Origin of the sequence: Aquabacterium sp., assembly GCF_036279675.1 — a bacterium.
GTDB lineage: Bacteria > Pseudomonadota > Gammaproteobacteria > Burkholderiales > Burkholderiaceae_C > Aquabacterium.
The window spans coordinates 32,137-45,053 of the sequence record NZ_DASUIS010000150.1 but is presented as its reverse complement, the minus strand read 5'-3'; the positions used below and the strand labels follow the sequence as shown (position 1 = coordinate 45,053).

General features: G+C 61.8%; 10 protein-coding genes. 5 read left to right on the top strand and 5 right to left on the bottom strand.

Annotated features, from left to right (window positions below):
- Positions 1-7: 7 nt before the first annotated feature.
- Both VFW93_RS17800 and VFW93_RS17795 read left to right on the top strand, forming a co-directional pair.
- Entirely contained in the window at positions 8-1,063 is a 1,056-nt protein-coding gene (locus VFW93_RS17800) for an SGNH/GDSL hydrolase family protein (protein ID WP_329695292.1), read from the top strand.
- A gap of 7 nt (positions 1,064-1,070) precedes the next feature.
- Complete coding sequence (locus VFW93_RS17795) at positions 1,071-2,198, top strand: acyltransferase (RefSeq protein ID WP_329695291.1); 1,128 nt, start codon at positions 1,071-1,073, stop codon at positions 2,196-2,198.
- A 2-nt stretch (positions 2,199-2,200) separates the two neighbouring features.
- Here the strand turns inward: VFW93_RS17795 and VFW93_RS17790 are convergent, their stop codons facing one another.
- Complete coding sequence (locus VFW93_RS17790; protein ID WP_329695290.1) at positions 2,201-3,403, bottom strand: glycosyltransferase family 4 protein; 1,203 nt, start codon at positions 3,401-3,403, stop codon at positions 2,201-2,203.
- Here VFW93_RS17790 and VFW93_RS17785 point away from each other — a divergent pair.
- Together VFW93_RS17785 and VFW93_RS17780 are read left to right on the top strand one after the other, a co-directional pair.
- Positions 3,320-4,657 carry a glycosyltransferase gene (locus VFW93_RS17785; protein ID WP_329695289.1) on the top strand — a complete coding sequence of 446 codons (1,338 nt, stop codon included), beginning with the start codon at positions 3,320-3,322 and terminating at the stop codon, positions 4,655-4,657. The two genes, VFW93_RS17790 and VFW93_RS17785, sit on opposite strands and share 84 nt — an antisense overlap.
- On the top strand, positions 4,654-5,442 hold the full coding sequence (locus VFW93_RS17780; RefSeq protein ID WP_329695288.1) for a glycosyltransferase family 2 protein: 789 nt from the start codon (positions 4,654-4,656) through the stop codon (positions 5,440-5,442). Before VFW93_RS17785 ends, VFW93_RS17780 begins: the two co-directional genes overlap by 4 nt.
- A gap of 22 nt (positions 5,443-5,464) precedes the next feature.
- On the opposite strand, the gene VFW93_RS17775 is transcribed toward VFW93_RS17780, so the two are convergent.
- The 3 genes from VFW93_RS17775 to VFW93_RS17765 form a co-directional block, all read right to left on the bottom strand.
- The gene (locus VFW93_RS17775; RefSeq protein ID WP_329695287.1) at positions 5,465-7,402 is read right to left on the bottom strand and encodes an acyltransferase family protein; all 1,938 of its coding nucleotides are present in this window, start codon (positions 7,400-7,402) and stop codon (positions 5,465-5,467) included.
- An 87-nt stretch (positions 7,403-7,489) separates the two neighbouring features.
- Complete coding sequence (locus VFW93_RS17770) at positions 7,490-8,653, bottom strand: hypothetical protein (protein ID WP_329695286.1); 1,164 nt, start codon at positions 8,651-8,653, stop codon at positions 7,490-7,492.
- 150 nt (positions 8,654-8,803) lie between these two features.
- Positions 8,804-10,141 carry an O-antigen ligase family protein gene (locus VFW93_RS17765; protein WP_329695285.1) on the bottom strand — a complete coding sequence of 446 codons (1,338 nt, stop codon included), beginning with the start codon at positions 10,139-10,141 and terminating at the stop codon, positions 8,804-8,806.
- 125 nt (positions 10,142-10,266) lie between these two features.
- On the opposite strand from VFW93_RS17765, the gene VFW93_RS17760 reads away from it, so the two are divergent.
- A complete protein-coding gene (locus tag VFW93_RS17760) occupies positions 10,267-11,775 on the top strand; it encodes a lipopolysaccharide biosynthesis protein (RefSeq protein WP_329695284.1) in 1,509 nt (502 codons plus the stop codon).
- On the opposite strand, the gene VFW93_RS17755 is transcribed toward VFW93_RS17760, so the two are convergent.
- Positions 11,776-12,870: a hypothetical protein gene (locus tag VFW93_RS17755; protein WP_329695283.1), complete on the bottom strand. Its 1,095-nt coding sequence runs from the start codon at positions 12,868-12,870 to the stop codon at positions 11,776-11,778.
- Positions 12,871-12,917: the final 47 nt, after the last annotated feature.

Genomic DNA, 12,917 nt, shown 5'->3' with positions numbered 1-12,917 from the left:
AGCAAGCATGAAACGCATACTGAGCTGTCTGTTTTACGGTGCTTTGGGCCTGGCCACCATGGAGATGGCCGCCCGCATCGACGACGCCATCAACGAAGACGCGCCACTGTGGAAGCCTTACACGATCTCGTCGGTGTTCCAGCCCAGCCCATTCGGCCGCGAAGGCAAGCCGAATGCAAGGTTTGGCAAATGGACGATGAATGAATGGGGCTACCGCGGCCCCTCGCCGCAGGCAGGGCGCATCAATGTGGTCACGTTCGGCGCATCCGAGACCTTCGGCATCTACGAAAGCCCCGATCACGAATACCCCCGCGTGCTGGAGACCCGCCTCAATGAGGCTGCAGGCGCACAACGCTACAACGTCATCAACCTGGCCATCCCCGGCGTGCGCATTGGCCGATGGGGCTACCTGGACCGTGGCATCAAGCAGTTCAAGGCCAAGGTCGTGGTGATCTATCCCAGCCCGGCCAACTACATCGGCAGCGAAAAGCCCCTGTGCGATCAACCCAGCAGCCCGGTTCCTGATCAGATTGGCATCAAGGATCGCATTCGCCTCACCGGCAAGGTAGAACAGTTGAGCAAGAAGGTCCTGCCGCCCAGCATCATGACGATGTGGCGACAGCATGACATTGCCAAGTCCGTGCAAGGCATCACCGTGGTGGACAAGGTGCCCGAGAGCAACATCCAGTCGTTCAAGACCGATCTGGCGTGCGCCGTGCGCACCGCCCATCAGGCTGGCGCCCAGGTGCTGCTGGCCACCCACGCCACCTACTTCGGCACGACCTTGCGCGACAGTGACAGACCCATGATGACGGCCTGGCGGCGCTTCTATCCCGAACTCAAGGAAGAAGGCTTCATCGATCTGGAGCAGCGCACCAACGCTGCCATCAAGGAGCTGGCACAAGAAATGGATCTGGAGATGGTGGACGTCGACAAGGCCATCCCGCCTGGCCCGGACAACTTCGCAGACTTCGTGCACTTCACGGACGCGGGTGCAGCCCGCATGGCCCAGTTGCTGGCGCCGCACGTCCTCAAACTGACCAGCGCCCCCGCAGCACCCTGACCGCGCCATGAGCCAAGCACCCTCCAACCCCATCCAGACGGCAGAGCCTCAAGCCGCCCAGCTGTTCAAGGCACTGCGAGGCAGCCGCATCCCAGGGCTGGACTTCCTGCGCGCGATTTCCGTGCTCCTGGTACTGGTTGACCACTCCGGCATGACCTGGCTGGGCCCCATCGCACTCTTCAACGGCGGCATCGGGGTGGAAATCTTCTTCGTACTCAGCGGCTTCCTGATCACCTGGATGCTGCTGCATGAACTGGACAAGCATCAGGACATCAACCTGATGGACTTCTACCGACGTCGTGCCGCACGTCTGCTGCCGGCCTTCTATGCCTACGTGCTGCTGGGCATCACCTACCTGACCTTGCGCCATCTGCCCGTCCCCTGGGAAGCCGTGGTCGCCGCTTGCTTTTACGTGCTGAACTATTACCAGGGCCTGACGGGTGCCGCCACGCACTTCCTGTCGCCGTGCTGGTCGCTGGCCGTCGAAGAGCAGTTCTACCTGTTGTGGCCCTTTGCCTTGCTGGCACTGTTCCGCCACCGAATCCGCATGGTGCCCTTCATGTGCACCGTGATCGTGGCGGTATGGCTGTGCCGCCCCATCCTGATGTGGGTGTTCGACGTACCGGATGCCTATCTCTATCGAGCCCTGGAGACACGTGCCGATCACCTGGCCGTGGGCTGCGTGCTCGCCATGCTCTTGCGCCAGCAGTTCTGGCTGGAGGTCAGTGCCCGTCTGGCCAGACGCAAATGGGTGCTGCCCGCCCTGGCAGTGCTGCTCATCACATCGGCCACCTTGCAGCAGATTCAAGCCTACAAGTACAGCCTGGGTTATGCACTGGAACCCCTGCTGATCGGCTTCATGATCCCGCTGGTCATCCTGCGCTCGTCTGACAACAACTGGTTTGCCAGGCTGGCCAATTTCCGCACGATCGTGACGATCGGCCAGATCTCATACGGCATGTACCTGGTGCATCCGCTGCTGATGTACCCGATCCGCATGGCAGTGGAACGCGCCACAGGCCTCAGCGTGCTGGGCGTGGGCGTATCGATCGTGGCCGTGATCGTGTTTGCCTATGTGTCATTCACCTGGTTCGAAACCCCGGTGAGAGCCCGCCTGCGCGGCAAGGCTCACTGAGCTCAGGCGCGGCGCAAGCTGCGGAAGAAGTCGACCAGCTGGACCACGTTGTGGCGCCACTGGCGTTCCGCAGCGATGTAGGCACGCGCTGCCTTGCCCACGCGCTGCAAGGCTTCGGTATCCTGGCTGCGCTCCAGCACGGCTCTCACGGCGTCATCCAGCTGACCAGCCTTGAAGAACCAGCCGGTTTCATCCGCCTTGAGGACTTCCTTCACCGGCTCGAAATCCGGTGCGATCGGCGCGATGCCGCACGCCATGAATTCAAACAACTTCACGGGCGAGGTGTAGTCGCCTGCGCTGGGCAGCACCGCCATGTCCATGGCGGCCAGCAGGCCCGGCACGTCGTCGTGCGCCACGCGACCCGTCATGATCACCTGCTTGTCCAGGCCGCGTGACTTCACATAGGCCTGCAGCTCGGGGAATGTCGGGCCATCGCCCACCAGCAGGAGCTTGAGGTGCGGCGCATCCTTGAGCTTGTCGGCAATCTGGTGAACGAACTGGTCGATGGCGTGCCAAGGCAGGAAGGCACCCAGATAGCCGCAGACCACATGTCCATCCAGCCCCCACTTGGCGCGTGCAGCAGCACGCTGCTCCGGCGTGAAGCTGAATTTGGCGATATTGGCTGCGTTGGGCGTGATAATCGTTGGAGCCAATTTGCCATGCGACGCCAGAGCGCGGTCACGGAAAATGGTCGACACGAATACCAGACCGTCGGCATTATTGAATACCCAACGCTCGATGGCCGCCGAGAGTTTCTGGAAAAACAGTGGGCGAACCCGCACCACATAGGCGGAATCGTTCACCTCCAGAATCACCGGCAAACCCCTGAGTTTGCCCAGCAGCACCGTCGAGAACAGGAAGAGCGAATACCGCTCGTAAATGAAATTGACGTCTGGATTGCGCGACAGGTAGCGCCACACGCGCCAGCCTGACACCAGGTTGTAGCCCACCTCGGCCAGCTCGAACAGCGGCTCGGGGAACTTGGCCACGAGGCTCATGAGCGTGGTGGCCTGCGCCGTAGGCGACATGGCCTTGGGCGAGCTGTAAGGATCAGCACCCGGCAGGGAAATGATGTCCACCGCCACGCCTTCGGCGCGCAGGGCATCGGTGATACCGCGAATATGAACCCCTTCTACGGCTTTCCCCTGGGTTCGATGGTGATAAAGAACACGCGTGACGTGCCGAGAAAGCTTTTCAGAAGGCATATTCAACTCCCGAGCCAGTGTAACATAGGCGTTTCCCGACAAATGCCGGCATTTGGGCCCGCATTCACAGGTGTTACGGACTTATTGCCCGCCCGATCCATGAATTTGATTTCGTCTCAAGCCATGCGAATTCTCCACGTTGTGGACTCACTCGAATTTGGCGGGCTTGAGCGCGTCGTGACCGATCTGGCCATCGCGCAAATGCAGGCGGGTCATCACGTCGAGATCTTCAGCATCAATGCCACCAAGGGCTTCGCGCCTGAACTGGAGGCCGCCGGCATCAAGGTCATGATCGGCAACAAGCAAGGCACCCTGGACCGTCAGGTGATCAAGGCCTTGCGCCGCGCCTGCCTGTCCCCCCGGGTGGATGTGGTGCATGCACACAACTTCATGCCAGGGTATTACGTGGCCACTGCGTTGACCCTGGCCGTGAACGCCCCCGCTTTTGTCGGCAGCTGTCATGACATGGGCACCCGACTGAAAGAGCGCAAGCTGCGCTGGCTGTTCCGCTTTGCCCTGTCGCGCATGGCCGGCGTGGCCATGGTCGGCAAGCAGGTGCATGACCGCTATGTGCTGGGCGGCATGGTCCCACCGCAAAAGGCCACCACCGTGCTCAATGGCATCCCGGTGGCCAAGTTTGCGCAGTCGAGCGAACGACGCGAGGATGCACGCCAACGCCTGTCGCTGGCGGCCGATGACCTGGTGGTGGGCTGCGTGGGTCGACTGGTGGCGCTCAAGAACCACCGTGTCCTGCTGGAAACCGTGCCGGCGCTCGCTGCACGCCACCCCAGGCTCAAGGTCGTCATCGTTGGCTACGGGGAAGAAGAAACGCGTTTGCGAGAACAAGCCAGGCAACTGGGCATTGAAGATCGGGTGCTGATCACGGGCCAGCGCTCCGATGTGGCCGAACTGCTGCCAGGCTTTGACGTGTTCACGCTGCCATCCCAGACGGAAGGCGTGTCGATTGCCCTGCTGGAGGCCTGCGCTACAGGCCTGCCCATCGTGGCCACGCGCGTGGGCGGCAACCCCGAGATCATTCGCGATGGCACAACGGGCCTGCTGGTGGAGCCCAGCGATGTGGCTGCCCTGCAAGGCGCGCTGGACGAGTTGCTGTCACACCCGGAACGGCGGCAGTTGCTTGGCAACAATGCCAGACTGTGGGTAAGCCAGCACGCCTCCACGGAATCGCTGCGCCACGAATACGACCAGTTCTACCGTCGAGCCATCGACCCGAAAAGCCATCGAACGAAATGAGCGACATCGAAGTCACCGTCATCACGCCCATGTACAACGCACGGGCCTGGCTGGAAGGCCACATCGCGAGCACGCGTGCACAGACCTTGCGGAACTTCGAACACATCATCATCGATGACTGCTCGACGGACGACAGCGTGGCTGTGGCACAGCAACTGACCGCTGGCGATGATCGCTACAAGATCGTGCGCGCGCCCAAGAACGGTGGTCCTGCCGCAGCCCGCAACATCGGCATCGCACAAGCCAAGGGGCGCTATCTGGCCTTTCTGGATGCCGATGACCTCTGGTTGCCGCAAAAGCTGGAGCGCCAGCTGGCCTTCATGAAGCGGACCGGCTACGCCTTCACCTACCACGACTACTGCCACATCAGCCATGATGGAAGCAAGATCGGCAAGCGCATCGAAGGCGTGGACACCATGGACATCCGCGCACTGCATGTGCGCCGCAAGGGTACCTGCGGTTGCCTGTCGGTCATGATCGACCACCAGCAGTTGCCCGACTTCAAGTTCCCCGATATCGAGCGCTCACTGCCGGAAGACTTCCTGGCCTGGCTATGGGTCATGAAGCAAGGCCAGATCGGCCACCGCCTGCCAGAGGATCTCGCCAGATACCGGCTGGTGCCTGCCAGCCGCTCGGCCAACAAGTTTGCGGCCGCGTTTGCCGTGTGGAATCTCTACTACCGCGTGGAGAAGCTGCCACTCATCAAGGCAACCTGGTGGTGGCTGCACTACGCCTGGAACACCAAGCGCCTGCACAAGGAATCGAGCCCCGAACAGCAGGCCTGAGCAGCCTGCCAGCATCAGGACCTCAGTGTGAAGCCAGCTTCGACAGGAAGTCCTGATACACGCGGGAATTCATGAAGTTCGGCGCGGCTGTCCTGGCGCCGTAGATGCTGATGTGGGCGCCGTCCCAGCTGTAAGGCACACCGTTGGCGGTCAAGTCGGACGGCTGACCATCGAGCTGGAACATGGAGGCGCGGTCCACGAACACCGCATTGGGCAGTTGCTGCGCCAGGGCCTGCAATCTGGCGTTGGCACTGGACGCCTCCTTGTCGACCGTGGTGGGAATACGCGAGAGATCGAAATCGGCCTTGTGGAGCAGGCTCTTCTTGTAGACCACCATCACGTTGGCGCCAAACTGCTTGGGACTGCTCATCAGGACGACCACACGCACCTTGGTGGCAGCCTGACGCACCAGCGCCTGCACTTCATCGAACTTGCCCTGCGCCAGCACATCACCCCAGTCACCCGAGAAGACAGCGAAGTCGTACTCGGCCAGATGGCTCTGGAGGTACTGCCGATTGAACAGGCACTGCCTGTAGGCCCGGCTGGCCAGCGTACCCGTGTAGCCCTCACCGGCAGCCGGATAGCACCAGTTCGTGGTGACGGCGTGAATCGCCAAGCCCGCCTGCTTGCCCACGGCATCCCACAAGGGCTCGTACTGCCCCGCAAACGAGTCGCCAAACAGCACGCCCTTGCGCCCAGCGGTCTTGTCGCCCAACCAGCACTCAAGGCCCTGTGCACCTTGGCTCAGCTCGCTGTTGGAATCAATGCTGTAGAAGCACCAGCCGTTATCGGACTTCGGCAGATCGATGTCCTTCATCGTGAGCGACGCAGGCATTCTGGCCGGATAACCCTTGTTGAAGTGCCCGATCAGGCCCACGGTCACGAACATGGCACTGCCTATCGCCGACAAGAGGAAGATCTGTTGCCGACCGAATCGGCGCCGGTTTCTGAAGGGCGCCTCGACGTACTTCCAGCTCACATAGGCCAGCAAGACAGACGCCAGTGACAGCGCCGCGAAGACCTCTGCGCCCGGCTCGACACCCAGGCTGCGCTGACGTGCAAAGGCAAACAATGGTTGATGCCACAGGTAGGCGCTGTAGCTGAGCAAACCAACGAACACGAAAGCCCGGTTGCCAACAAAGCGCCCCACCAGGGTCTGCCCGGAAGCAAACAGGATGATCAGCGCGGTACCCAAGGTGGGCACCAGCGTGTACAGACTCGGCGACGGCGTGCGCTTGTCAAACAGGAAAATGGCCGAGACCAGCATCGCCAAGCCCAATGCACTGCCCGCCTCGGCAAGCCAGGCACTGAAGACCGGCTTGCGATCACCAGACAGCCAGATACCGATCAGCGCACCGATGAACAGCTCCCAGCAACGCGTGGGCAGCAGGTAGAAAGCACGAGAAGGATCGACCGGCACCTGCGTATGCGCCAGGTACAGGCTGACGCCCGCCGCCACCGCCAGCATCACCGACAGCCAGCGCACACCCCAGCGCCAGGTCAGAGCCAGAAAGATCGGGAAGAACACGTAGTACTGCTCTTCAACGGCCAGGCTCCAGGTATGGAGCAAGGGCTTGAGTTCCGCCGACGAGCTGAAGTAATTGCTGGTCTTCCAGAAAAGAATGTTGGACGAGAAGAACGAGGTGGCCACCAGGCTCTCGGAGAAGTTCTTCATGTCCTCCGGCAGCAACCAGAACCAGGCAACGGGCAGGCAGGCCGCCATCACCACGAACAAGGCGGGCAGGATCCGCCGAGCCCGGCGCTCATAGAAGTTGACCAGGGAGTAAGTGCCCTCCCGATGCTCGGCCAGGATGATCGAGGTGATCAGATAACCGCTGATCACGAAGAAGACGTCTACACCGACAAAGCCGCCACTGAACGCCTGGAAGCCGGCGTGAAAGAGGATGACAGGCAGGACGGCCAGGGCCCGCAGGCCATCGATCTCTTTTCTGTAGTCCATCTTCTCAAGGCTTGTATCAGTGGCCGAGCCTCACACTCGGCCAACGCCACCAAGCCCCTCCCGAGAGACCTGACGGAGGTCGTTCAATCAGTTTGCGCCGGCATTCACACCAGCATGGGCACCAGCGCGGAAGGCCGGACGCTGGATGATGAAGTCCCGATAGTCGTTGGGATCACCAACCTTGCCTGCTTCGGCCGCCTTGATGATGTTGTAGGTCTCGCGCGCACTGACGTAGTGCAGCTTCCAGTCCTTGCCATCGTTGTAGCGCGTCTGCAGGTATTCGTAGGCCTCTCGCATGGGCTTGCCCAGCAGCACATCCATGTCGCGCTCTTGCGTGCCATGCGTGTGGATCTTGACGAACACCCACTCGGGCCGGCCTTCCACATGCACACCCGTCTCAACCCAGGTGTCGATGCGATCACGTGTGGGCGGGCTGCTGGCGCGGATATCGGCGTTTTCGATGCGCGGCAGGATGCCGAACTTGCGGTTGTTCATCAGGAAGCCCAGAGGCCCCTGAATGATCATCAGATCACCCCAGGTCTGCCCACCCACCTTCACGCGCTTGCCGGTGTCGTGCGACTTGGGGCAGCAAGGATCATCCTTGGCGTAGTAGATGCTGTTGATGGTGCTGGTCTGCGAGCCATCGGGGGCTGCAGGCAAGGTGAAGTCGGCGTAGCAGCCCTCTTCACGCAACACGATCAGTTCATTGTTGACACCGCAGTAACGGCCATCAGGACGCGAGTTGTCCAGGCACCAGTTGCCATGGATGAACGACCACTGCGCCTTGCCCGTTGCAGGGTCGACAGGCAGCGCATCGTGACGCTCGATCAGCGTCCTGGTGAAACTGCGCAGCTTTTCGCGCAGGCCTTCATCGGTGTCATTGTCATGATGCAGGTGGATATCGATCTCACCCAGGCCCATGCGGCACAACTCGACCAGCGCATCCAGGTGCTCGGGACGGTACTCTTCTTCCGGATAGAAGAAGCCATGCACGGGTGGGCGGCCATCCGCGTCCTTCAGGCCCTCGCACAGCTTGGGGTAGTCCTGGCGCCAACGCGCCACACGCTGGCACTCCACCTCGTAGGTGGGCGATTTCCAGCGCGGCTCGTAGTGATCCACGAAACAGAACATCAGATGGCGCGTCACGCCCGGCTGCGGCCTGGCTCGCCAGTCCTGACGCAAGTAGCTGCCGAACCAGATCAACAGGTTCTTGCTCTGCACCTCCCGGTACAGCACAGCCAGCGCAGCCATCACTGCCACCCCAACAATCACAAGGGCCATCATCATGTTTCCGGTGGGTCAAGGTTGCCCACGTCAGCGCCTGGCGTGTGGCATTTTTCAACGTGCAAAACTGTAACGTTTCAGTCTAGCATGGGGTCCAACCCCCTCGCTACACCCGGATCAGTGGCGATTCACGAAGATGAAAGCCTGCACCGCCGACATGGCGATCACCATCATCTTGATGGTGGTCAGCACCCAAGGGGCGTCCTTGGTGACGGCCTCCACCCCACCCGCCTCCTTGGACTTGGTCGCGATGTGCCAGGAAGCCACACACAAAGCCAGCAACACGTACAGCGTGGGCTGGTAGGTGCGGGACAGGAACCAGGAGCAGGTCATGAAGCCGACCAGCGAGCCGCGCATGAGCACCCCCATCTGCCGGATCTCGCTGCCCTCCGGCGCATTTTCCGCCACCTGGTTGGCCGCCTGAAAGGCGAGCACGATGGAAGCAATCCAGAAGAAAAAGCCGATCACGCCCAGTTCGGCAAAACACAACACAAAGGCGTTGTGGGCCGTCAGCCAGTTGAAATTGGTGAAGTTGAGGTAACCCACGCCAAACAAGGGAGAGGACCTGAGCATGTTGAACCCTTCCACCCAGGCCTCGATCCGCCCTTCAGCAGACTCCTCCTTGGTGGACAGGCTGCGACCCCCCAGAAAACCGCTGGCGGCAGCCCCCCCTGCCATCAGACCGATCAACATGACGGTCTTGACGGGCCCCAAAGCCTTGCGCACACCGAAGAACAGCATCGAGGCAATCCCCAGCAGGGAACCCCGGGAGTGCGTGAGGAAGATCGTCGTGCCGAACACCGCCAGAGGAATGCCGACGACAAAGATGTTGCGAAACCACTTGCCCGGCTTGTAGAGCCACACCAGCCAGGGCAGCAAGGAGACGATCATCTGCGCAAAGTCGTTGGGGTCATCGAAGAACCCCACGCTGTGCACACGGTACATGAAGGCGCCCGAGTGGTCGTCCGCCGGGATGGGCGGCAAATCCTTGGCAACGAGGGCAGAGTCCATGGACACCGGCTGGCGATAGACCAGTTGCTCCAGCATGTACCCCGTTTGATACGCAGCAATGGCCGCAATCGACAGCACGAAGATGCTGAACATGATCACGTAGCAAGCTGCCCGCAGGCGCTCCAGCGTGTTCACGTGCATGCTGACCAGCACGTACAACAAGGCCGTCGAGCTGAACTGGGACAAGGCGTCGATCGCCTCACCAAAACCGCTGCCCATCAGCTTGGACACGAAGATGCAGAACACGAAGCCGCACAGGACCCACATGTGGCGTTTGCGGGCCGCAAACTCTTCCTTGTGCTTGAAGGAAGACACCAGCCCGGCCCCAAAGGCGATGACCCACAGGATCACCATGGGCCTGAGCTCCATCAACTGCGGCGCGAACATCTCGATCGGCCGCATGTAGATCAGCATCAAATAAATCAGGAAGACGACGAACCCCATGGACAGGAGGATACTGCACCCGCCAGTGGCCAGCCGCATCGACTAACATCGACGTTTTGCCATTTCACGACGTCCCCATGAACAGGCCTTTCAGTCGAGTCGCTGCATTCAAAGCCGGAGCACTGATGGCCGCGTCCACCTACGTGACCGTGGCGCTCGGCCTGGTGGTCAGTGCGCTGATTGCCCGCGGACTGGGGCCACAGGACTACGGGCGCTATGTGTACGTGCTGTGGCTCTCCAGCCTGCTGATCATCATCGGCAACAACGGCTTGGGGGTATCCGGCATCCGCTTCATCTCGGAATGCCTGGGGCGGGAGCGCCCTGACGAGGCAGCCAATGTGCACGGCTGGCTGCGCAAACGCCAATGGTTCAGCCTGGCCGCGGTGTGTGTCGTCTTTCTGATCGCCCTGCCCTTCATCCAGCCCGCCGGCTGGGAGGGCCACCAGGGCCTGCTCATCGGCGTGGTGGCGGTGAGCTTTGTCGCCAAGGCCATCTTCCAGTTCGACGTCTCGATGGCCAAGGGACACGGGCGCTTCCATGTCGAAGCCTGGTCCACGATGATCATGAGCGTGCTCTACACCATCGGTGTGGCCGTGCTGATGGCGAGCAAGTCACCGCTGAGCTGGTACCTGCTGTTTTTCACGGTGATCAGCGTCGGTCACGTCTTTGTGGTGGCGCCCATGCTCAAGCGCGACGGCATCCACGCGGGCAACGAGCCTTGTTCGCCCGAGCTGATCGACCGCATCAAGCCCCACCTGTGGTGGACGATCGTGCAGGTGGCCGTGGCCACGCTGAGCAACAAGACCATCGAAACCTTCCTGCTCAACTCCCTGATCGGCCCGGCCGAGGTGGGCTTCTTCGCGATTGCCACCAACCTCACGCGTGGCGGGGTGGAGCTGGTGTCCTCCAGCCTGACCTCGCTGCTGATGCCCATGCTGGCGCATGCCTACGGCGCTGGCGGCATGAAGCAGGTCAACACCATCCTGTCGGATGCGATTCGTTATTGCGTGTTCCTGGGCCTGATCCTGGCGGGCATCGGCCTGCTGTGGGCCGCCTTCGGCATCGCCCTGATGTATGGCGACAAGTACGAGCCTGTGGTCAACGTGCTGCGCATCATGGTCGTGGTGGGGGGCCTGACACTGGCCGAGAGCGCCTTTGGCGCCTTGCTGACCACCACGGACAACCAGCGCCTGCGCGCCTTTGTAGCCTTGTTCTCCGTGGGCATCAGCGTGTTCTGTGCCGTCACGCTGGTACCCATGTACGGCCTGATGGGCGCCGTGTGGGCCAATGCCATTTCGCGCATCGTCGTGATGGTGGTGATCACAACCACCATCGTGCGCAAACTCGATGTCACCCTGCCCTGGCGCGAACTGCGCGGCCTGCTGATCTCCGGCCTGCTGGGTCTGCTCGCCACGGCGCCTCTGCTGTGGTGGTCGAACACAGCCCTGACCCAGTTCGCCGCCGGCTTCATCTACATCGCGGCATTCATGGCCGCCAGCGTGATGGTGGGTGGGTGGCACCAGAAGGACGCCCGCATGCTGCTGTCACTGGCGGAGCGCAAGCCTCGGCAATTGGGGTGGCTGGCACCCTATGTGCGCAAGTGGCTGGCCAGGCTGCCAGCCGAGCCGACCTGATCAGAGCAGGGATGCCAGGAAACTGGCCAGGCCCTCACCCTGCATCTCGGCCGTGTAAAGCGCCCGCGCCTCCCAGGCCGCGTCACGCGCCTCCTGAACGCGCCCCCGATCCTGCAACTGCTTCATCAGGTGAGCCGGCGAATCGAACTCGAACACGGCCGGGTAGCGCTTGAGGTAGGACTTCGGGCCGGTATAGCCCCTGGAGGGGACGGCGATGGGCACGCCTGCCGCCACGCTGGTGATCAGGCGATCAGGCACCGTCAGGTCAAAACGCTCGGCACGCTGGCAGACGTCCGTGTTGTAGGCGATGAGGCTGGCGTCGTGCGCCGCCATCCTCGCAATTAGCTGAGCCTGAGACAGCGGATCGAACGGCTTTCGCAAGGGGTGGCCATCACTGGTCTCGGGCGAGCGGCCATGGTGCAACTCGATCCCGGCATCCAGGATCTCGCGCATCAGGGGGCGCAGGTCGTCGGCCGCATGCACCGTATGGTGCGACAGGTCCGTGCGACCCGCAAAAATGATGTTGGGAAGGTCTGCCGCGGGCGCTGGCCGCGCCCCTGGCTGGTACGAGGCTGGCCAGCAGGGCGACAGCACGGTAGACGTTGGCCGCGGGCCGCCCGCCTTGAAAACCTGCGTCTCGAAGAAGTGCGCCATCTGCGGATTGGCATAAAGGATGCCATCCAGCCATCTGGCAGCATGCCGCATCATCCAATGCTGCCTGGATACGCCAGCGTCGTTGAGCGCCAGCGGGTAGCACAGCACCATCAGCACGATCTTGACCTTGGGCCGCTTGCGCTTGAGGGCCACGATGTCCGACAGCGGGTTGGTGCCCCAGTAGGCCACCACCACGTCGGCGCCACCCTCATCCAGATGCTGGCAGGCCGGCACCAGAAAACGGGTGTCACGGGTATAGGTCAGCTGATCCACGGCTCGCCTGACACGCCCGAACAGGCTCAGCGCCTTGCCTTGGGACAGGCTGAGCGAGTCCGGCATCCAGGAAAGTGATTTCACCTGCGCGCCGAGCATGGCCTCCAGGCTGCGGCGGTGGTCAATATCAGGCCCCATCAAGGCGACTTTGAGATTCTTGGCCGTCATCTTTCCCCGGATTCCGTTCACTTCAATCACACAACAAGCCTTATGCG

Bases quoted from the DNA above. Each gene is read 5' to 3' on its own strand.
- VFW93_RS17795 (WP_329695291.1), top strand. From the start codon at position 1,071: ATGAGCCAAGCACCCTCCAACCCCATCCAGACGGCAGAGCCTCAAGCC.
- VFW93_RS17785 (WP_329695289.1), top strand. From the start codon at position 3,320: ATGAACCCCTTCTACGGCTTTCCCCTGGGTTCGATGGTGATAAAGAAC.
- VFW93_RS17755 (WP_329695283.1), bottom strand. From the start codon at position 12,870: ATGACGGCCAAGAATCTCAAAGTCGCCTTGATGGGGCCTGATATTGAC.
- VFW93_RS17780 (WP_329695288.1), top strand. From the start codon at position 4,654: ATGAGCGACATCGAAGTCACCGTCATCACGCCCATGTACAACGCACGG.
- VFW93_RS17760 (WP_329695284.1), top strand. From the start codon at position 10,267: ATGGCCGCGTCCACCTACGTGACCGTGGCGCTCGGCCTGGTGGTCAGT.
- VFW93_RS17790 (WP_329695290.1), bottom strand. From the start codon at position 3,403: ATGCCTTCTGAAAAGCTTTCTCGGCACGTCACGCGTGTTCTTTATCAC.
- VFW93_RS17770 (WP_329695286.1), bottom strand. From the start codon at position 8,653: ATGGCTGCGCTGGCTGTGCTGTACCGGGAGGTGCAGAGCAAGAACCTG.
- VFW93_RS17765 (WP_329695285.1), bottom strand. From the start codon at position 10,141: ATGGGGTTCGTCGTCTTCCTGATTTATTTGATGCTGATCTACATGCGG.
- VFW93_RS17775 (WP_329695287.1), bottom strand. From the start codon at position 7,402: ATGGACTACAGAAAAGAGATCGATGGCCTGCGGGCCCTGGCCGTCCTG.
- VFW93_RS17800 (WP_329695292.1), top strand. From the start codon at position 8: ATGAAACGCATACTGAGCTGTCTGTTTTACGGTGCTTTGGGCCTGGCC.